The following is a 20,011-nucleotide window of genomic DNA, read 5'->3' as shown; positions in this document are numbered from 1 at the left end:
CCGATTTCAAAACAGGCAACGGAGACAAAAGACGATGATGAAACGCTTCCTTCCCCTGCTGGCCGCGGCCTTCGCGTTGGCCACCAGCCCCTTCGCGTCCGCGCAACCGGCGGCCTACCCGAGCCAGCCGGTCAAGTGGATCGTTCCGTACTCGGCAGGCGGCGGCACCGACAACCTCGCGCGCTCGCTGGCCGAGGCGATGCAGCCTTCATTGGGGCAGCCGCTCATCATCGACAACCGGCCCGGTGCGTCGACCAACATCGGCGTGTCCGTGATGATGCAGGCCAAGCCCGATGGCTACACGATCATGCAGGCCGAGAACGCGGCGCTGCTCTTCAACGAGCACATGTTCACCAAGCTGCCCTACAAGCCGGCGACCGACTTCACCTACATCGGCACCATCGGCCGCTTTCCGGTGGCACTGGTGGTGCACCCCGACTTTCCCGCGAAGACCGTAGCGGAGTTCGTGCGCTACGTGAAGGCCAACCCCGAGAAGGTCAGCTATGCGTCGCCAGGCAACGGCTCGCCGCATCACATGGCGATGGAGCTCTTCAAGCAGAAGGCCGGCCTGAGCATCGTGCACGTGCCGTACAAGGGCGCCGCGCCCGCGATGTCCGACGTGATGGGCGGCCAGGTGCCGGTGATGATGCTCGACCTGGCTTCGGGCCTGCCGATCATCCGCTCGGGCAAGGTGCGGGTGCTGGCCATCGCGCTGCCGCAGCGTGCGAACGCGTTGCCCGATGTGCCGACTTTCGTCGAGGCGGGCTTTCCTGACGTCAATGCCTACGCCTTCCACGGCCTGATCGGCCCGGCCGGCATGCCGCCCGAAGCAGTGGCGCGGCTGAACGCCGAGCTGCACAAGGCCATGAAAGCACCGAAGGTGGTGAAGCTGTTCGCGGACTTCGGCTTCGAGGCGCTGCCGGGCACGCCGCAGGATTTCTACAAGCTCTCGCGCGCCGAGAGCGAGCGCTGGGGCAAGATCATCAAGACGGCCGGCGTGAAGCTCGAATGAACCGCTGACCGGCTACCAGCCCAGCCACAGGTGCAGCGGCAGGTACACCGCCATGCCCGCGAGCATCGTGCCCAACACGCCACGTCGCCAGTAGAAGTACGCCGCGCCGACGACCGCCGCATAGAGGCGGGCGTCGTGCAGCGTGGTGATGAGGTGGCCCTGCGTCATCACGATCTCGGGCGCGATCACGCCGGCGAGCGCGGCGGCTGGCGCGTAATGCAGCGCACGGTGGGCCCAGTCGGGCAGGCCCCAGGGCCGGTCGAGGATGAAGAAGAAGCAGCGCGTGAGCACGGTGACGAGCGCCAGCCCGACGATCACGCCCAGGGTCCACAGGTCGGTGGTGCCGCTCACTTGTCGTCCTCCGCCGTGGGGTCGAGCCCGAACTGCTTTTCGAGCCAGAAGCACAGCAGCACGGCCACGCCGATGGCCACGACGATGTTGAGCTTGAGCGGCAGCGAATAGGCCGCGACGGCCGTGGCGCCGGCGATCAGCCCGGCCAGCACGCGCAGCCGCGTGGTCGCCATCGAGCAGACGATGGCCACCAGGCTCAGCACGCCCGCGAAGCCCAGGCCCCAGGTCTGCGGAATGAAGTTGGCCAGCGCGATGCCCAGCAGGCTCATGCCCATCCAGGCGCTCCAGGTCACGAAGTAGTTGCCGGTGAGGTAGGCCTCTTGCGCCTCCTGTTCGGCGGTGGTGACCGGGGGCTTCGGGTACTGCTTGGTGAAGAGCGCGTAGCTCATGTCCGCCGTGAGGTAGCCGTGCACCATGCGGCGCCAGCGCGGCATGTGCATGAGGTAGGGCCGCAGGTGCAGGCTGAACACCACGAAGCGCAGGTTGACGCAGAAGCCCGTCGCCAGGATCACCCAGGCCGGCGCGCCCGCGAACAGCAGCGGAATGGCCGCGAGCTGCGAGCTGCCCGCGTAGACCAGCAGGGTCATCGCGACCGCCTCGATCAGGCTCATGTCCGACTTGACCATGGCCACGCCAGTCATCAGGCCCCAGGCGCCGATGCCCATGGCCACCGAGGACATGTCGCGCACGCCCACGCGGAATTCGGGGCGGCGGCGGATGTCTGCGGAAAGAAACATCAGCCGAACACCTGCCCGGCCTTCAGGTCGAAGCCGCGCAGGAAATCGGCCACCGCCAGGCGCTTGCCGCCCGGACGCTGGAGCTCGGTGAGCATGACGGTCGAGCCTGCCGCCGCCACGGCGACGCCGGTGTCGGCAACGGTCAGGATCGTGCCCGGCGCGGCCGACGTGTCGGCGGCAGGTGCGGCATGGGCGGTCCAGAGCTTGATGGTCTCGCCGTCGAGCGGGCTGTTGGCGCCCGGAAAGGGATCGAACGCCCGCACGCGCCGCACGATGGCGTCGGCGGGCTGGGTCCAGTCGATCAGGGCCTCGTGCTTCTCGACCTTGCTGGCGTAGGTGACGCCTTCGGCCGGCTGCGGCGTGCGGGTGAGGGCGCCGATGTTCGCCAATGCCTCGACGATCATGCGGCCGCCCAGCTCGGCCAGGCGGTCGTGCAGGCGGGCGGTGTTGTCGTCGCCGATCTCGATGGCTTCGCGCAGCAGCATGTCGCCGGTGTCCAGGCCCGCGTCCATCTGCATGATGGTGATGCCGGTCTGCGCATCGCCGGCCTCGATGGCGCGGTGGATGGGCGCTGCGCCGCGCCAGCGCGGCAGCAGGCTGGCGTGAATGTTCAGGCAGCCGTGCTTCGGCAGGTCGAGCACCCACTGCGGCAGGATCAGCCCGTAGGCGGCGACCACCATCACGTCGGGCTGCACGGCCAGCAGGGTGTCGCGGGCGGCCGTGGCCTCGTCGGGATACTTGCCGTCGAGCCGCAGGCTGCGCGGCTGGGCCACGGGCCAGTTGTTGGCAACGGCACATTGCTTGACGGGCGAGGCCTGCAGCTTCATGCCGCGACCGGCAGGCCGGTCGGGCTGGCTCATCACCAGGACGATGTCATGGCCGGCGGCCGCGATGGCTTCCAGCGCGACGCGCGCGAACTCGGGCGTGCCCGCAAAAACGACCTTGAGCCGGCTCAATCCCGCAGCCGATCGAATTCGAGATCGTCCCCCGTGTGATAGCGCCGGACCACGCCGGTCGGGTCGATGTAGATATAGAGCATGCGGCGTTCGTTCACGGCCTTGTAGCGCCAGGTCCAGACGACGCCGTCGAAGGAGCTGACGCGGGAGATTTCATACGGCCGGCCATAAAAGGCCATCACGTCGTTCTGGCGCCACTGGTTGACCTTGATGTCCTGGTCGAAGCGCGCTTCGCTCAGCACCTGGGTGGCCGAGACGACCTTGCCCGCCGCGTCCACATCAATATCGATGACCTCGAAGCCCGCCGGCATGCGCGAGTACTGGAGCCGCTCGCCGCCACCGTTGAGCGGGTAGCGGCCGGTGGGCGCGCCCAGGCGCTGCAGGGTTTCGGCGGCGGTGGTGCCGGGCTGGATGCGGGTGGGGTCGTTGGCGCAGCCGGCGAGCACCAGCGCCGACAGCGCGATTGCCGCCAGCGCTGCCAGGGAACCGGCGCGGCGCGTCATGGCGGTCAAGCCCGCTCCCGCAGTTCTTCGCGCTGCTGCTTCAGGAGCTTGCTCTTGATCCGGTTGCGCTTCAGGGGCGAGAGGTATTCGACGAACACCTTGCCGAGCAGGTGGTCGAGTTCGTGCTGGATACACACGGCCAGCAGGCCGTCGGCCTCGATGGTGCGCATCTCGCCGTTTTCGTCGAGCGCCTGGACCTTGACCGCCGTCGAGCGCATGACGCCGTCGTAGATGCCGGGCACCGACAGGCAGCCTTCTTCGTTCAGCACTTTTTCGTCGCTGGCCCAGGTGATCTCGGGGTTGATCAGCACGATGGGTTCGTTGCGTTCTTCGGACACATCGATGACGACCAGCCGCTCGTGCACGTCGACCTGGGTCGCGGCCAGACCAATGCCGTTGGCGTCGTACATGGTTTCCAGCATGTCGGCAACCAGGGTCTTGATGCGCGCGTCGACGCCTTGCACCGGTTTGGCCACGGTGTGCAGGCGTTTGTCCGGGTAACTCAGAATGATTCGTTTGGCCATGAAATCGGGGGGAAGTTGTGGCTATTTTCGCCAATTCCGCGACGCGACGGGCCGCGCGGGGCCGAAAACGTTGCCCTCCCAGGGGCTTCAGCGCAGAATTCGTAGCAAATTGTGAGATTCGTATGCGCAGCGATACGTCGCACGCTCACCCATCCAGACATGAAAAAGCTCAGATCCACTGAACGCCAGCGCCCCTCTTTCCTAGCAACCTTGACGGCCCTCGCGGTGATCGGCGGTTGCGGCGCCACGACGGCCTGGGCTCAAAACTACCCTGTCACGCCCCAGCAGCGCGCCACGGCCCAGCAAACCGCCCAGGCCGGCGTTCCGCTGAGCGAGCTGGCGCCCAGGGCGCCCGACGAATACACGATCAAGCCCGGCGACACGCTCTGGGCCATTTCGCGCCTGTACCTGCTGCACCCCTGGCGCTGGCCGGAACTGTGGGGCATGAACATCAACGAGATCGCGAACCCGCACCGCATCTATCCCGGCCAGGTGCTGTACCTGGACAAGAGCGGCGGCCGCGCGCGCCTGACCACCCGCCGCGGCGGGTTCAGCGGCGACGGGGGCACCATCAAGCTGTCGCCGCGCACGCGCTTCGACTCGCTCTCGGGCATGGCGCTGCCCACGCTCAACCCGAGCCTGATCGAGCCCTTCCTGAGCGAACCGATCGTGGTGGACGCCAACACGCTCGAGAGCGCGCCACGCATCGTGGCCGGCAACGACAGCCGCGTGCTGCTGTCGCGCGGCGACCGTGCCTATGCCCGCGGCAACGCCGACGCCCCGCTGGTCGAGGTGCCGGGGCCGGTGCAGCACTTCCGCGTCTTCCGCAATGCGACGCCGCTGAAAGACCCGGGCACGGGCGAGATCCTCGGCTACGAGGCGCAGTACCTGGGCAAGGCCCAGCTGCAGCGCGGCGAGTCGACCACCATCGAGACGGTGGACAACAAGGACCTCATCACGGTGGTGCCCGCGAGCATCGACATCATTGCCTCGCGCGAGGAAATGCGCGCCGGCGACCGCCTGCTGCCCGAGCCCCCGCGCCAGCTGCTGAGCTACGCGCCGCGCGCGCCCTCCACGCAGGTCGATGGCCGGATCATCTCGGTCTATGGCAACGCCGTGCAGTTCGCCGCGCAGAACCAGGTGGTGGCCATCAACAAGGGCACCCGCGACGGCATCGACAGCGGCCATGTGCTGGCCATCCTGAAGAACGGCGAGACCATCCTCGACCGCACCGGCGCCCGCAAGGAAACCATCAAGCTGCCGAACGAACGCATCGGCCTGCTGATGGTGTTCCGCACCTTCGAGAAGGTTTCCTACGCGCTGGTGCTCGAAATCAACGACACTCCGCGCGCTGGCGACTTCCTCGTCAACCCCTGACCTGCGGTTCCAGCTTTCACGCACTCTCGTTTGGAACGCGCAGAACTCGCAGGCTGGCTGCGGCTTTCATTGACGCCGGGCATCGGCGACGGCACCACGCGGCGCCTGCTCGCGGCCTTCGGGCTGCCTGAAGGCGTTTTCGCGCAGTCGGAGGCTGCGCTGCGCGAAGTCGTCGGCATGGCCCAGGCCGCGGCCCTGCTGCAGGTGCCCGCCGGCCTGCAGGCGCAGGTCGACCAGGCCTGGCAGTGGCTGCATGCCGGCGACAGCAGCAACGGCAACGGTGTCTCGCGCCGCATCGTGACGCTCGGCGACGCCGGCTACCCCACGTCGCTGCTCGAAATGGCGGACCCTCCGCCCATGCTCTATGTGCTCGGCGCCGCCGACTTCGACCTGACGCAGCTCGGCCACAGCATCGCGGTGGTGGGCAGCCGCAACCCCACGCCGCAGGGCGCCACCAACGCGCGCAGCTTCGCGCGGGCGCTCGGCGAAGCGGGGTTGCCGGTGGTGTCGGGGCTGGCGCTCGGTGTCGATGGCGCCGCACACCAGGGCGCGCTCGAAGCGGCGGGTAACGCGCCACGGCTGGCCACGGTGGCGGTGGTGGGCACGGGCCTCGATCGCGTCTACCCCGCGCGGCACCGCGATCTGGCGCATCGCATCACCCTGCAGGGCCTGATCGTGAGCGAGCTGCCGCTCGGCACGCCGCCGCTCACGCAGAATTTTCCGCGGCGCAACCGGCTCATCGCCGGGCTGGCGCGCGGCACGCTGGTGGTCGAGGCGGCGCTGCAGTCGGGCTCGCTCATCACGGCGCGGCTGGCGTCGGAGCAGGGCAAGGAAGTGTTCGCCATTCCGGGCTCGATCCATTCGCCGCAATCGCGCGGGTGTCATGCGCTGATTCGCCAGGGCGCCAAGCTCGTGGAATCGGTGAACGACATCCTCGAAGAGCTTCCGCCGCTGCGCACCGCCGGCACAGCCTCGCCCGCACACCAGGACGAAGGCGCGGCCGAGGGCGACGCTTCCGAAGACCCGCTGCTGGAGGCCCTCGGCTTCGATCCCGTGAGCCTCGACGCACTGAGCGCGCGCACCGGCTGGAGCGCGGCCGCGTTGCAAGCAAAGATGCTTGAACTGGAGCTGGACGGCCACGTCTCGCGCCTGGCCGGCGGGCTCTTTCAACGAATGGCTTCCACCTAGGCGCAGTTCACACCCGCCCTGCATGAACGTCGGCTATATTGGGCCCATGTTCGAAGTGCTCGTTTTTGTCTACGAAAACTATTGGCGCGGCGATGCTTGCCCCGAACCCGAACAGCTGGGCCGCAAGCTCAGTGCGCACGGCTTCGAGGCAGAAGAGATCCGCGATGCCCTGCACTGGCTCGACGGACTGAGCCTTGCAACGCAGGGCATGCAGATCGAGCGTCGCACCGACGACGAAGCCGCCGCCACGGTCATCCTGCGCGGCGCGCCCGAAGCGGCCCTGCCTCAATCGGATGGCGCCATGCGCGTCTATTCACAGGCCGAGCAAGAGCACCTCGGTGCGGAGTGCCTGGGCTTCATCCGCTTTCTCGAATCGGCGAACGTGCTGCCCTGCGGCCTGCGCGAGATCGTCATCGAGCGTGCGATGGCGGCGCCGGGCGATCCGGTCGCGCTTGATGAACTCAAGATCATCGTGTTGATGGTGCACTGGAGCACCGGCATCGAGCCCGATGCGCTGGTGCTCGACGAGCTCTGCGAGAGCCGCGAAGGCCGCACGGCGCACTAGCTGCGCTCTACCCAGGCTGCGCGCACTTCGTGCCGCTGCGCCAGCCCTTCCAGGGGCAACACCTGCAACCCGGCAAAGCCGGTCCCGCGGTGCTCCAAGAAAACACCCGCCTAGTTCAGCAGCCGCTCGGGGTTGGCATCCAGCTTGGCCAGCGCCTCGCGCGTGGCGCGCACCGTGAGCGTTTCTTCTTCGGCCGGCACCAGCAGGCCTGCCTGCAGGTAGGTCGCCAACCGTCCCGCCTGGATCAGGAAGCTGCGCCCGTCCGACGACGCGAACAGGTGCAGCCGCTTGCGGTCGCTGCGCCACACGAACTGGACCTGGCTCACGCGGTCGTTGTGGTCGAGCATGAACCAGTTGCCCACCTGCAGCTCGTGCGCCCAGCCGAGCATCTCGTCCGACACCTTGCTGCCGGCGGCGTCGGGGATCACTTCGATCGATGCCGCATCCACGCCGAGCAGCAGCTCGATGCTGTGGGCGTCGAGCGGCAGGTCGGACGCGCCGCCGTCGTCGCTCACGAAGTCTTCCAGGTGCGCAAGCCGCTCGGCCATGGCCTCGATCTTGGCCTGGGGAATGGCTTCGGTCTTCGACAGGAAAGCATCGGACAGCGTGGCACCGATGATCTTGATGTGTGCCTCTTGCGGCTCGTCGACGATGCCCAGCAGGGCCATGCCCTGGCGCAGGCGCTGCAGCAGTTGCGGCAGATCCTGGATGACGCGCGCGCGGTCGGTGCGGTTGGGCTTGGCGCTCGCGGCCCAGACCAGCTCGGAGGCCACGCGCTTGAGCATCACCGTCTGCTCGCCCTGCGCGCCATAACGCAGCGCGGCAATGGCCAGCACCTCCGCCCAGACCTTGAACAGGAACTCGCGGATCTCGTCGCGCACCGGCATGTCGTTGAGCATCTTGCGCAACTCGATGGTGTACTGGATCGCCATCGTTTCCTTCTGCTCGACCTGCTGCGCGACGCTCATCACGCGCTGCGTGCTGTCGCTCTGCGTGAGGTAGCGGCTAAGGAAGGCCACGAACTCGTCGAACACCAGCTTGAACACGCGCTGGCCGGTCTCGGGGTATTGCTCGATCACCTGCACGACGCGGCGGATCTCGCCTTCGAGCGCGCTGCCGGTAATGGCCGCCGCGTCGAAGCCCATCACGCAGGAGCCCATGCGGTCGATCAGCATGCGCGCAGGATGCTGCAGCGTGCCGAAGAACTCGGGCTCGGCGATGGCCACGCGCAGCACCGGCATCTGCAGCCGCGCGAACCACACGCGCGCCGAGAACGGAATGCGTTCTTCCGCGAGGATGGCCTGGAACATCAGCGCCACGATCTCGACCGTGGCCTTGTCGGCGGTGGTGGGCGCGCGCTTCTTCAGTTCGGCGCTGCGCCGGCGCAGGTCGACCGAGGTCTGCTGGAGCAGGGTGGCCTGCTCGCCCGAGCCGTCCATGAATTGCGTGGCGGCCATGCGGTAGGCCACTTCGGCATCGGCGATGGCACCGGCGAAGGTCCGCGAGAAAACCCGGGGCGCACCACCGGCCGCACTGCCACCCGCGTGGCCGCCAGGGCCGCCGGCCGCAGTGCCCGGCACCGATTGCGGCGCCGAGGCGCCGAGGTCGCCGCCGATGCGCGCGGTCACGAAGCGCTTGAGGCTCAGCAGCGCGGTCTGCGCACGCTGCCGCGCGATCATCAATGGCGAGCCACCGGTGGTCGACGAAGGCGCCACGGTCGACGGCACCGAGGCCGGCTGCCCGTCGAATCCGAAGCCGGGGCGTTGCGCGCTGTGCGGCCCGCCCGACATGGTGCCGGGCCCCATCGGTGCGTTCGACGAGGTCGCGGCGCCCATGGACGAGGCGCCGCTCGCGCCGCCACCACCACCGCCCGCACTGCCCGTGCGGCGCACGAAACTCTTGAGGTCGATCTCCGGCATCACGCCGTTGGCGATAAGAAAGGCGTTGGCGCTTTCATAAGCCTTGACGACCCCGTCGACCAGCGCCAGTTGCACCGCGTCCTGCACGCGGGTCCAGAGCCCCCGGCTCAGTCCGGCCGCCAGCCATTGCTCCACCAGCAGCTTGGCGAGCGTCTCGGGCTTGAGCACGTCCTTGGAATCGAGTTCGCTGGTGCCTTCGAGATGCTGGATGCGCAGGCGCAGGTCGCTCAGCTCGAAGCTGGCCTTGTCGTGGATCAGTTGCGCCAGGCGCGAGGAAAGGATGTTGCTTTCCACCACCTCGTCGCCGATCAGTTCGAGCCGCAGCGCCGCCGACGAAGTGGTCGATGGCGCACCGCCAGTCGACGAGAGCAGCGCCTTGCGCCAGCCGGTCTGGGCCAGCGAGATCCATTGCGAGCCCTGCCCCTGGAACGCGACGAAATCGTCGCGGTGCTCCTGCATGGCGCGGGCATTGCCGGCTTCCGAGGACAGCGATGTCAGCCGATCCCGGATCGCTCGCGCCAGCGGCACGATCACGCCTTCCGTGGCCGATACGAAGCGCTCACGCGTCTCGCGTGCGAGCTGCAGGGAAGAAGCGGACCGCGCAATGCTCATTGAAAGATCGGGAAAACCAAGGTAAACGATTCGTCAGCAACAACCGCGAGCTTGCATCGGGATGCGCAACCGCACAAGTATCGACAACGCCCGGCGTTGCATGCGAACCGCGGCGCGGCCCCTGCGCCGCCGCCGCTTTGTTTGACCCTGAAGTATCCGTCAGACCACCGCGCCGGCGTTCGGGTCGTCTTCGGATTCGCCGTCGCGCTTGGTCGGACCCTTGATCAGGTCTTCGCGCTTCACGCCCAGCCACATCGCGATCGCGGCAGCCACGAAGCACGAGGAGTAGATACCAAAGCAGATGCCGATGGTCAGCGCCAATGCAAAGTAATGCAAAGTCGGGCCACCGAAGAAGAACATCGACAGCACCACGAGCTGCGTGGAGCCGTGGGTGATGATCGTGCGGCTGATGGTCGAGGTGATCGCGTTGTCGATGACCTCGCTCGTGGACAGCTTGCGGTAGCGGCGGAAGTTCTCGCGGACCCGGTCGAAGATCACGACCGATTCGTTCACCGAGTAGCCCAGCACCGCGAGCACCGCCGCCAGCACCGCCAGCGAGAACTCCCACTGGAAGAAGGCGAAGAAGCCCAGGATGATCACCACGTCATGCAGGTTGGCCAGAACGGTAGCCAGCGCAAACTTCCATTCGAAGCGAAACGCCAGGTAGATCATGATGCCGACCACCACCATCCCCAGCGCCTTCAGGCCGTTGCTGGTCAGCTCGTCGCCCACCTGCGGCCCGACGAATTCGTTGCTGCGCAATTCGACCTCGGGCTCGACCGCCTTCAGCGCGTCCATCACCTGGGCGCTCTGCTGGGTCGAGTTCATGCCCTTTTGCACCGGCAGGCGAATCTGCACCGAGGTGCCGAAACTCTGGACCTGCACCTCCTGGTAGCCCAGCTTGGCGACGACCTCGCGCACCTTGCCGACGTCGGCCGATTGCTTGTAGGCCACTTCCATCACCGTGCCGCCGGTGAACTCCACCGACAGGTGCAGCCCGCGGTGGAACAGGAAGAACACGGCCAGCGCGAAGGTGACGACGGAAACGATGTTCAGCACCACCGCGTGGCGCATGAACGGAATGGTCTTGTGGATTCGGAAGAATTCCATGGCGCTTGTCCTTGGCCTTTACTTGGTTTCGGCCACAGCCGTGCCGTCGGAATTCGGCCGCCAGACCGTGCCGATCGACACGCTCTTGAGCTTCTTCTTCTGGCCGTACCAGAAGTTCACGAGACCGCGCGAGAAGAACACAGCAGAGAACATCGAGGTGACGATGCCGATGCAGTGCACCACCGCAAAGCCCCGCACCGGGCCCGAGCCGAAGGCCAGCAGCGCGATGCCCGCGATGAGCGTGGTCACGTTGGAGTCGAGGATGGTGCCCCAGGCGCGCTCGTAGCCCGCATGGATCGCCGCCTGCGGCGACGCGCCGTTGCGCAGCTCTTCGCGCACGCGCTCGTTGATCAGCACGTTGGAGTCGATGGCCACGCCGATGGCCAGCGCCATGGCCGCGATGCCGGGCAGCGTGAGCGTGGCCTGCAGCATCGAGAGGATGGCCACCAGCAGCATCAGGTTGACCGCCAGCGCGATCGACGAAAACATGCCGAACAGCGCGTAGTAGAGGCACATGAACACCATGATTGCGGCAAAGCCGTACATCACGCTGTCGAAGCCCTTCTTGATGTTCTCCGCACCCTGCGTCGGGCCGATGGTGCGTTCCTGGATGATCTCCATCGGTGCGGCCAGCGAGCCGGCGCGCAGCAGCAGCGCGAGGTCGTTGGCTTCGCTCACGGTCATCGAGCCCGAGACCTGGAAGCGGTTGCCCAGTTCGCCGTTGATCGACGGGGCCGTGAGCACTTCGCCCTTGCCCTTCTCGAAGATCAGCATGGCCATGCGCTTCTTGTAGTTCTCGCGGCTCACATCACGCATGATGTTGCCGCCCTTCGAGTCCATGGTCAGATCGACCTTGGGCTGGTTGCTCTGCTGATCGAAGCCGGGTTGCGCGTCGGTGAGGTTCTCGCCGGTGACGAGCACCTGCTTCTTCACGATCACGGGGCGGCCCGAACGGTCTAGGAATTTCTCGGAGCCGAAAGGCACCGGGCCACCGCCCATTTCGGCCGCGCGGCCTTCGGCGCTTTCGTCCACCAGGCGCATTTCGAGTGTGGCGGTGCGGCCGATGATGGTCTTGGCCTGGGCCGGGTCCTGCATGCCAGGCAACTGCACGACGATGCGGTCGATGCCCTGCTGCTGGATCACCGGTTCGGCGACGCCGAGTTCGTTGATCCGGTTGTGCAGCGTGGTGACGTTCTGCTTGAGCGCCGCGTCCTGGAAGCGGCGTGCGGCTTCGGGCTTGATGCTCGCCACGATGCGCCAGTCGGTGCCCTGCTGGCTCTCGACGGTGGTGAGATCGGGCATCTGGTCCTGGATCAGGCGGCGGGCCGTTTCCAGGCTGGCGGCGTCGCGCAGCGTGACCTCGACGGTCTGGCCGTTGCGGTTCACGGCGCTGCCGCGCACCTTCTTGTCGCGAAGGCCGGTGCGGATGTCGCCGGCGAAGGACTCGGCCTTCTTGTCGAGCACGCCGCGCATGTCGACCTGCAGCAGGAAGTCGACGCCGCCGCGCAAGTCGAGGCCCAGGTACATCGGGAAGGCGTGCAGCGCGGTCAGCCACGAGGGAGAGCGCGACACCAGGTTCAGCGCCACCACGTAGGAGGCCTCGTCCGCATTCGGCACCAGGGCCTGCTGCAGCGCGTCGCGTGCCTTGATCTGGTCGTCGGTGGTGGCGAAACGCACACGCACCGCGGTCGGCTCCAGCGTCAGCAGGTCGGGCGTCAGGCTGGCCGTCTTGAGCACTTCCTCCACCCTGGCCTGGGTCGACGCATCGATCTTGACGGTGGACTTGGCCGCCGACACCTGCACAGCAGGCGACTCGCCGAAGAAATTGGGCAGGGCATAGATGAGCCCCACGAGCAACACGATCACGATGATCGTGTACTTCCAGACCGGGTAACGGTTCATGAGCGCGCGCTTTTCACAAACTTTTCAGAGATGGAGTCACGGCGTGACTTGAGGCCTCACGCCGCAAAGCGCAAGGATCAGCTCACGCTTTTATTTGACGGCGCCCTTGGGCAGCACCTGAACCACAGCACTGCGCTGCACCTTGATCTCGACGCCGTTGGCGATTTCGAGGCCCAGGTACTGGTCGCCCAGCGAGGTGATCTTGCCGAGCACGCCGCCGGCGGTGGCGACTTCGTCACCCTTGGCCAGCGCCTCGATCATGGCGCGCGCTTCCTTCTGGCGCTTCATTTGCGGTCGGATCATGACGAAGTACAGCACCACGAACATCAGCACCAGGGGCAGCATGCTGCCGAGCGAGGACAACATGTCACCGCCGCCGGCGGCTGCGGGCGCGGTCTGGGCGAAAGCAGAGGAAATGAACAAGAGAGTCTCCAGCAGAGGGAAGAGAAATCGAGAGGAGCGCGGACCGGGGCCCGTCGTTCCATCTCTTCGCGGCCACAAGGAAAGCGGGCCGCAAATCAAAGCGTGGCGGGACTTGGCCGCGCACAGCACCGGGCATTGTATTCGGGGCTGGTGACGCCTCCACGCGCTTATCCGGCGGGGTGAGGAGGGCTTTCCGGCCATTCGGCGCCCGACTGGATTGCTACGTTTTCAATAGCAAAAGGCGCCCACAAGGCGCCCTTTGCGAATGGAACGGCTCCGAAAATCAGGCCGCCGCGCGCTGCGCCTGCGGGTTGCGCCACTTGGCCAGCAGCTCGCTCCAACGGGTGCGCGCCGCCGCGAGGTTGCGCTCCTTGACGTGACCATAGCCCCGGATCTGCTCGGGCAGCCCGGCGATTTCCAGCGCCAGCGCGTGGTTGTCGGCACGCAGGGCGCCGATCACTTCCTCGATGCTGGCGCGGTACTCGCCGATCAGCGCGCGCTCGGTCTTGCGCTCTTCGGTGCGGCCGAAGATGTCGAGCGCCGTGCCGCGCACGCCCTTCAGCTTCGCAAGGAACCTGAAGCCCGTGAGCATCCAGGGGCCGAACTTCTGCTTCTGCAGCTGGCCCTTGGCGTTCTTCTTGGCCATGAGCGGCGGCGCCAGGTGGTAGTTGAGCTTGTAGTCGCCTTCGAACATGCCCTCGACGCGGTCGAGGAAGGTCCGGTCGGTGTGCAGGCGGGCCACCTCGTACTCGTCCTTGTAGGCCATCAGCTTGAACAGGTAGCGGGCCACCGTTTCGGTCAGGGCGGTCTTGCCCAGCGCCGATTCGGCCTGCTGCACCTTGCCGACGAACTGCTTGTACTGCTCGGCGTAGGCGGCGTTCTGGTAGCCGGTCAGGAATTCGGCGCGGCGCGCCACGATGGCCTCGACCGTCTCGCGCTTCTTGAACTCTATGACCTGGCCCGGGCGCACGCGCTTTTGCAGCTCTTCGGGGCGCACGGCGGCCTGGCGGCCCCACTCGAAGGCGGTCTTGTTGTTCTCGACCGCCACGGCATTCAGCTCGATGGCGCGCATCAGCGACTCGTGCGCCAGCGGAATCCAGCCCTTCTGCCAGGCGTAGCCCAGGATCATCGGGTTGACGTAGATGCTGTCGCCCATCAGCGTGGTCGCGGCCGCATCGGCATCGAAGGTGCCCATGCCGTCGATGCCCACGGCGCGCGCGATCTCGGCGGCACAGGCGTCTTCGGGGTTCTGCCAGTTGGCGTTGCGCACGAAGGCGGCGGTGGGCGAGCTGTGGCTGTTGAGCGCCACGTGCGTGCGCCCTTCGCGCATGCGCGCCATGGTCTCGCCGTTGATCGTGACCAGCGGATCGCAGGCCAGGATCAGGTCGGCCGCCGCGGTGCCGACGCGCGTGGTGCGGATGTCGTCCTGCGTGTCGCCGATCAGCACGTGGCTCCAGGTGGCGCCGCCCTTTTGCGCCAGGCCCGCCGCGTCCTGCGTGACGATGCCCTTGGCCTCGATGTGCGCGGCCATGCCGAGCAGCTGGCCGATGGTGATGACGCCGGTGCCGCCGACGCCCGCCACCACCACGCCCCAGACCTTGCCGCCGTCCAGCGACGGAATCGCCGGCTCGGGCAGCAGGCCGAACTCGGCCGGCGTGGCCGCCTTGTTCTTGCCCTTCTTCTTGAGCTGGCCGCCCTCGACCGACACGAAGCTCGGGCAGAAGCCCTTCAGGCAGCTCATGTCCTTGTTGCAGCTGCTCTGGTTGATGGTGCGCTTGCGGCCGAATTCGGTTTCCAGCGGCTCCACCGAGAGGCAGTTGCTCTGCACGCTGCAGTCGCCGCAGCCTTCGCACACCAGCTCGTTGATGACCACGCGCTTGGCCGGATCGACGGCCGTGCCCCGCTTGCGGCGGCGGCGCTTCTCGGTCGCGCAGGTCTGGTCATAGATGATGGCCGTGGTGCCCGGGATCTTGCGGAATTCGCGCTGGATCTCGTCGAGCAGGTCGCGGTGCTTGACCTGCACGTGGTCGCCGGGGACGTTCACGCCTTCGTACTTCTCGGGCTCGTCGGTGACGATCACGACCTTCTTCGTGCCCTCGGCATGCAGGCTCTCTGCAATCTGCAGCACCGAGTGGCCTTCGGGCCGCTCGCCGACCTGCTGGCCGCCGGTCATGGCGACCGCGTCGTTGTAGAGGACCTTGTAGGTGATGTTCACGCCGGCCGCGATGCTCTGGCGAATCGCGAGCAGGCCGCTGTGGAAGTACGTGCCGTCGCCCAGGTTCGCGAAGATGTGCTGGTCGGTCGTGAAGGGCTGCTGGCCCACCCATGGCACGCCCTCGCCGCCCATCTGCGTGAAGCCGATGGTGGAGCGGTCCATCCAGGTCGCCATGAAGTGGCAGCCGATGCCACCCATCGCGCGCGAGCCTTCGGGCACCACGGTGCTGGTGTTGTGCGGGCAGCCCGAGCAGAACCACGGCTGGCGCGTGGCGTCGGCCACGCTGGTGGAGGCCTGCTGCACCACCATCGAACGCTCCTTGGCTTCGAGGATGGCGAGTTGCGCTTCGATGCGCGCCGTCATGTCGGCGCCTGCAGCGGCCAGCAGGCCGGTCTTCTTCAGGCGGCCGGCGATGGCCTTGGCGATCAGCGCGGGGTTCAGGTCGGCGTTGGCGCGCAGCAGCGTGTGGGCCGTGGGGTTGGGCATCGACCATTCACCGCCCGAGTAGCCTTCGGCCGCGTGCACCTCGCCCTCGTCGAACTTGCCGACCACGTTGGGCCGCACGTCGGAGCGCCAGTTGTAGAGCTCTTCCTTGAGCTGGTATTCGATGACCTGGCGCTTTTCTTCGACCACCAGGATCTCCTGCAGGCCGGTCGCGAATTCGCGCGTGAGCTGCGCTTCGAGCGGCCACACCACGCCCACCTTGTGCAGGCGGATGCCGAGCTGGCGGCAGGCCGCGTCGTCCAGGCCCAGGTCGAGCAGCGCCTGGCGCGTGTCGTTGAAGGCCTTGCCGCTGGCCATGATGCCGAAGCGGTCGTTCGGGCCCTGAATGACGTTGTGGTTCAGCCGGTTGGCGCGGATGTAGGCCAGCGCGGCGTACCACTTGTAGTGCATGAGCCGGGCTTCCTGCTCCAGCGCATGGTCGGGCCAGCGGATGTGCAGGCCGCCGGGCGGCATTTCGAAGTCGGTGGGAATGACGATCTCGACGCGCTCGGGGTCGATCATGGCCGTGGCGCTCGACTCGACGATCTCCTGGATCGTCTTCATGCCCGACCACACGCCCGAGAAGCGGCTCATGGCGAAGGCGTGGATGCCCAGGTCCAGAATTTCCTGCACGCTCGTCGGAAAGAACACCGGCGTGCCGCAGGCCTTGAAGATGTGGTCGCTCTGGTGCGCGGCAGTGGAGCTCTTGGAGATGTGGTCGTCGCCGGCCACCGCGATCACGCCGCCGAATTCGGTGGTGCCCGCCATGTTGGCGTGCTTGAAGACGTCGGAGCAGCGGTCCACGCCCGGGCCCTTGCCGTACCAGATGCCGAAGACGCCGTCGAACTTGTTGGTGCCTTGCGGCGAGAAGCCCAGTTGCTGGGTGCCCCAGAGCGCGGTGGCCGCCAGCTCTTCGTTCACGCCCGGCTGGAAGACGATGTTCTGTTCCTTGAGGAACTTGCTGGCCTTCCACAGCGCCTGGTCGTAGCCGCCGAGCGGGGAACCACGGTAGCCGCTGATGAAGCCGGCGGTGTTCTTGCCGGCCTGCTTGTCACGCAACTGTTGAAGCATGGGCAGCTTCACCAGCGCCTGCACGCCGCTCATGAAAGCGCGGCCGTAATCGAGGGAGTACTTGTCGTCGAGCGTGACGGTTTCTAGCGCGCGGCGAATGTGCTCGGGCAGCGGGGCGTTCATGTTGTCTGTCTCCGTATGGCAGGGCCTTTTGAGCCTGGCTGATGGGGTGTGGGTCTGTGCCCGGTAGGGCGCGAGCCCATGATCACGCAAAGTGTATGCCGGGGTCCGCGACAGGTGTTTGCGTTCTTTGCCCCGGAAAACCCGCTTCCAGAAAGAATCTTGCTTAATATCGATACCCATGGAAAGCATTGACAAGTTCGACCTCTTGATCCTGCAAGAACTGCAGGCCGACGGCCGCCTCACCAACGCCGAGCTTGCGCAGCGCGTGGGCCTCTCGGCCGCGCCCTGCTGGCGCCGGGTGCGCGCGCTCGAAGAAGCCGGCTTCATCAGGGGCTCCCGCGCCGAGATCGACCGCCACAAGATAGGGCTCGGCGTGCTCGCTTTCGTGCGCGTGGACACCGAGCGCGTCACCAACGAGGCCACGCGCAAGCTGGAAGACGCGATCCGCAAGATGCCCGAGGTGGTGGCCTGCCACTACATCAGCGGCACCGGCACCTTCGAGCTGCAAGTGGTGGCGCAAGACCTGAACGGCTTTTCGGCCTTCGCGCGGCAGCACCTGATGAACCTGCCGAACGTGAAAGACCTGCACACCAGCTTCTCGCTGGGCGAGGTGAAGGCCAGCAGCGCGCTGCCGCTGGGGCACCTGGCCGTCTAGGGCGCTCGCTCAACGCCGCTCGCTGCGGCTCGCCTCGCGAATGGCGCCGAATTCCGATCCCGCGCCCCATTCCGGCCAGCGCCGGCTGTTGGCCAGCGTCTCGCCCACGCGGTAGAGCAAGGGCAGGTCGTGCGCCATGCCGGTGAAGGACCAGTCGGCCTGCCATTCGTCGGCCGGCTGGTGGTAGCGGTCGGCGGTGTAGGCCTTGCTGGCCGCTTCGCCGGCTGCGAGACCGCCCGCCACCCAGTCGTTGCCCGAGGCGAACGACAGCGCCGGCACGCCGCGCTTGGCGAAAGAGAAATGGTCGGAGCGGAAGAAATGGCCGGCCTCGGGGTGCGGGTCGGGCGCGTAGGCCAGGCCGAAGCCCTTGGCCTGTGCGACCAGCAGGTCCTGCAACTGGGAAGCCGCGCTGCCCGAGGTGCTGAAATTGCGCGCCGGGCCTTCGGGGCTGAGCGCGTCCATGTTGATGACGGCCACGGTCTTCGCCAGCGGGTACAGCGGCTTGGCGCCGTAGTACTCGGAGCCCAGCAGGCCGCGCTCCTCGGCCGTCACGGCCAGGAAGACGACCGACCGTTCGGGCTTCTTCGACGCGCTGGCAAAGGCGCGGCCCATCTCGATCAGCGCGGCCAGGCCGGTGCCGTTGTCGACCGCGCCGTTGTAGATTTTGTCGCCGCCCTTCGCATCGGGCGCGCCCACGCCCAGGTGGTCCCAGTGGGCGCTGTAGATCACCGTCTCGCCGGGGTGCTTGCGGCCTTCGACGCGGCCCACCACGTTCTTCGAGACGATCACCTGCCGGTCGATCGCGTACTCGGCCGACAGGCTCGCGTCCTTGAGCACCTGGGGCTGGAACTCGCGCGTTTGCGCCAGCTTCTTCTGCGCCTCGAAATCCAGCCCCGCGCGGCGCAGCAGATCGACCGCCACGTCGCGCTGGATCCAGGCCTCCAGCTTCGGATGCACCGCCGCAGGCTGATCGCGCTCGATGTCGAACATGGTCGCGGTGTTGGAGTTCTTCACCGTGGCCCAGCCATAGGCGGCCGGCGCGGTCTCGTGCACGATCAGCACGCCCAGCGCACCCCGGCGCGCGGCCTCCTCGAACTTGTAGGTCCAGCGGCCGTAGTAGGTCATGGCCTTGCCGCCGAAGTCGCCGCTGCCGGTTTCGAAATCGGGGTCGTTGACCAGCACCACGGCGATCTTGCCCTTCAGGTCGACGCCCTTGTAGTCGTCCCAGCGCCGCTCGGGCGCGCTCACGCCATAGCCCACGAAGACCAGCGGTGCCTGCTGGATCGCCACCGAGGTCGAGCCGTCGAGCGCCGCGCGCACCGCGATCTGCTCGCCCTGCACCAGCGCATCGCGCTGCGAGCCCACCTGCAGCGTGACCTGCGGCGTGCCGCGAAACTCGGTCTTCACCAGCGGCACGGCCTGCGTCCAGCCGCGCTTGCCGCCTTCGAGGTCGCCACCGGGCACGAGGCCCGCGGCCTTGAACTGCGCCACGAGGTAGTCGACCGTCTTGCCTTCGGCCGGCGTGGCCGGGGCACGGCCTTCGAAGTCGTCGCCCGAGACGGTCTTCACGATCTGCGACAGGCGCTGCGGATCGAAGCGCGGCGCCGGCGGATCGGCCGCCTGCGCGCCCGTGGCGCTCCATGCGAGGCCGATGCCACAAAGAAGTGAAGCAAGCCGGAAGATCGTCATGCAAGGCTCCTGAACAGGGAAGCCCCGGATGCTAGCCATCGGGCCCGGGCCGTTCTCCGATGCCCTTCGTTCCGCCCGGAGAACCTTAGTTAGCCCGCGCATCCGCAGGAACCCAAAGGAACCCATAAAGAAAAAAGGCCGGCCCCGCGAGGGAGCCGGCCCGGCGATCCGTCCGTGGGCGGACGGAGGCTTGCGTCTTCGCTCAGAAGGTCATGTCCTTCTCGACGTCCTGCAGCTTGCGGCGGGCCAGCGCCAGGTTCGACTTGGCCTTGTCCAGCACGAAGTAGATGAACACGCCCTCGTGCCGTGCCATCGGGCGCAGCAGGTGGTATTGCTTGCCGAGGGTGATCAAGATGTCCTCGATGGAATCGTTCAGGCCGAGGGCGCGCATCGTCTTGAGCTTGGCGCGCATCACTTCGGTGTTGCCGGCGGCAGCCACCTCGAGGTCGACACCGGTCCCGGCGGAGCCCAGCATCATGCCGCTGGAGGAGTCGACCACGGCCGCGCACAGGGCGCCGTCGGCGGTCAGGAGGTTTTCGAGGTTGCTCTGGATCGAAGCCATGTTGAAGTTGTCCTGTAGATCATGCGAATGAAAG

Annotated in this window: 17 protein-coding genes; 5 read left to right on the top strand and 12 right to left on the bottom strand. The window is 67.0% G+C overall.

The genetic code is table 11. The annotated features are described in order from the left end of the window. Positions 1 to 37 precede the first annotated feature (37 nt). Positions 38 to 1,012: a Bug family tripartite tricarboxylate transporter substrate binding protein gene (locus tag BLQ28_RS19310; RefSeq protein ID WP_093243441.1), complete on the top strand. Its 975-nt coding sequence runs from the start codon at positions 38 to 40 to the stop codon at positions 1,010 to 1,012. Positions 1,013 to 1,024: 12 nt separating this feature from the next. Here the strand turns inward: BLQ28_RS19310 and BLQ28_RS19305 are convergent, their stop codons facing one another. From BLQ28_RS19305 to def, 5 genes are read right to left on the bottom strand one after another with little or no spacing between them, the layout of a single operon-like run. Continuing rightward, the gene (locus BLQ28_RS19305) at positions 1,025 to 1,363 is read right to left on the bottom strand and encodes an AzlD domain-containing protein (RefSeq protein WP_093242741.1); all 339 of its coding nucleotides are present in this window, start codon (positions 1,361 to 1,363) and stop codon (positions 1,025 to 1,027) included. Continuing rightward, positions 1,360 to 2,100 (bottom strand): AzlC family ABC transporter permease, encoded by a 741-nt coding sequence (locus BLQ28_RS19300; protein WP_093242739.1) that lies wholly within the window; start codon positions 2,098 to 2,100, stop codon positions 1,360 to 1,362. Before BLQ28_RS19300 ends, BLQ28_RS19305 begins: the two co-directional genes overlap by 4 nt. Continuing rightward, entirely contained in the window at positions 2,100 to 3,056 is a 957-nt protein-coding gene (gene fmt / locus BLQ28_RS19295; protein WP_093242737.1) for a methionyl-tRNA formyltransferase, read from the bottom strand. The genes BLQ28_RS19300 and fmt overlap by 1 nt, the downstream gene beginning before the upstream one ends. Then, a complete protein-coding gene (locus BLQ28_RS19290) occupies positions 3,053 to 3,559 on the bottom strand; it encodes a hypothetical protein (RefSeq protein WP_093242735.1) in 507 nt (168 codons plus the stop codon). The genes fmt and BLQ28_RS19290 overlap by 4 nt, the downstream gene beginning before the upstream one ends. Positions 3,560 to 3,564: 5 nt before the next feature. Further along, on the bottom strand, positions 3,565 to 4,083 hold the full coding sequence (def, locus tag BLQ28_RS19285) for a peptide deformylase (protein ID WP_093242733.1): 519 nt from the start codon (positions 4,081 to 4,083) through the stop codon (positions 3,565 to 3,567). Positions 4,084 to 4,242: 159 nt separating this feature from the next. On the opposite strand from def, the gene BLQ28_RS19280 reads away from it, so the two are divergent. Genes BLQ28_RS19280 through BLQ28_RS19270 form a run of 3 tightly spaced genes read left to right on the top strand, consistent with a single transcriptional unit; the run spans position 4,243 to position 7,213 of the window. Continuing rightward, positions 4,243 to 5,460: a LysM peptidoglycan-binding domain-containing protein gene (locus BLQ28_RS19280; protein ID WP_093242731.1), complete on the top strand. Its 1,218-nt coding sequence runs from the start codon at positions 4,243 to 4,245 to the stop codon at positions 5,458 to 5,460. A gap of 30 nt (positions 5,461 to 5,490) precedes the next feature. Then, entirely contained in the window at positions 5,491 to 6,648 is a 1,158-nt protein-coding gene (dprA, locus tag BLQ28_RS19275) for a DNA-processing protein DprA (RefSeq protein WP_093242730.1), read from the top strand. A 46-nt stretch (positions 6,649 to 6,694) separates the two neighbouring features. After that, positions 6,695 to 7,213 (top strand): Smg family protein, encoded by a 519-nt coding sequence (locus BLQ28_RS19270; RefSeq protein ID WP_093242728.1) that lies wholly within the window; start codon positions 6,695 to 6,697, stop codon positions 7,211 to 7,213. A 110-nt stretch (positions 7,214 to 7,323) separates the two neighbouring features. Here BLQ28_RS19270 and BLQ28_RS19265 read toward each other — a convergent pair whose 3' ends face one another. The 5 genes from BLQ28_RS19265 to BLQ28_RS19245 all read right to left on the bottom strand — a co-directional run bounded on the left by BLQ28_RS19265 (position 7,324) and on the right by BLQ28_RS19245 (position 17,071). Then, a complete protein-coding gene (locus BLQ28_RS19265) occupies positions 7,324 to 9,744 on the bottom strand; it encodes a DUF1631 family protein (protein WP_093242726.1) in 2,421 nt (806 codons plus the stop codon). Positions 9,745 to 9,903: 159 nt separating this feature from the next. After that, positions 9,904 to 10,854: a protein translocase subunit SecF gene (secF, locus tag BLQ28_RS19260; protein WP_093242724.1), complete on the bottom strand. Its 951-nt coding sequence runs from the start codon at positions 10,852 to 10,854 to the stop codon at positions 9,904 to 9,906. An 18-nt stretch (positions 10,855 to 10,872) separates the two neighbouring features. Next, positions 10,873 to 12,756, bottom strand: coding sequence for a protein translocase subunit SecD (secD, locus tag BLQ28_RS19255; protein ID WP_093242722.1), 1,884 nt, complete (start codon positions 12,754 to 12,756; stop codon positions 10,873 to 10,875). 90 nt (positions 12,757 to 12,846) lie between these two features. After that, positions 12,847 to 13,179 (bottom strand): preprotein translocase subunit YajC, encoded by a 333-nt coding sequence (gene yajC, locus BLQ28_RS19250; RefSeq protein WP_093242720.1) that lies wholly within the window; start codon positions 13,177 to 13,179, stop codon positions 12,847 to 12,849. A gap of 283 nt (positions 13,180 to 13,462) precedes the next feature. Beyond that, positions 13,463 to 17,071: an indolepyruvate ferredoxin oxidoreductase family protein gene (locus BLQ28_RS19245; protein WP_093242718.1), complete on the bottom strand. Its 3,609-nt coding sequence runs from the start codon at positions 17,069 to 17,071 to the stop codon at positions 13,463 to 13,465. 178 nt (positions 17,072 to 17,249) lie between these two features. Between BLQ28_RS19245 and BLQ28_RS19240 the strand changes: the two genes are divergently transcribed. Beyond that, on the top strand, positions 17,250 to 17,726 hold the full coding sequence (locus tag BLQ28_RS19240) for an Lrp/AsnC family transcriptional regulator (protein WP_093242716.1): 477 nt from the start codon (positions 17,250 to 17,252) through the stop codon (positions 17,724 to 17,726). A 9-nt stretch (positions 17,727 to 17,735) separates the two neighbouring features. On the opposite strand, the gene BLQ28_RS19235 is transcribed toward BLQ28_RS19240, so the two are convergent. After that, entirely contained in the window at positions 17,736 to 19,415 is a 1,680-nt protein-coding gene (locus tag BLQ28_RS19235) for a M28 family metallopeptidase (protein ID WP_176801164.1), read from the bottom strand. A gap of 202 nt (positions 19,416 to 19,617) precedes the next feature. Continuing rightward, on the bottom strand, positions 19,618 to 19,977 hold the full coding sequence (locus BLQ28_RS19230; protein ID WP_093242714.1) for a hypothetical protein: 360 nt from the start codon (positions 19,975 to 19,977) through the stop codon (positions 19,618 to 19,620). Positions 19,978 to 20,011: the final 34 nt, after the last annotated feature.

The organism is Variovorax sp. EL159 (assembly GCF_900100965.1).
Classification (GTDB): Bacteria; Pseudomonadota; Gammaproteobacteria; order Burkholderiales; family Burkholderiaceae_C; genus Variovorax.
This window is presented reverse-complemented; position numbering and strand designations above follow the sequence as displayed.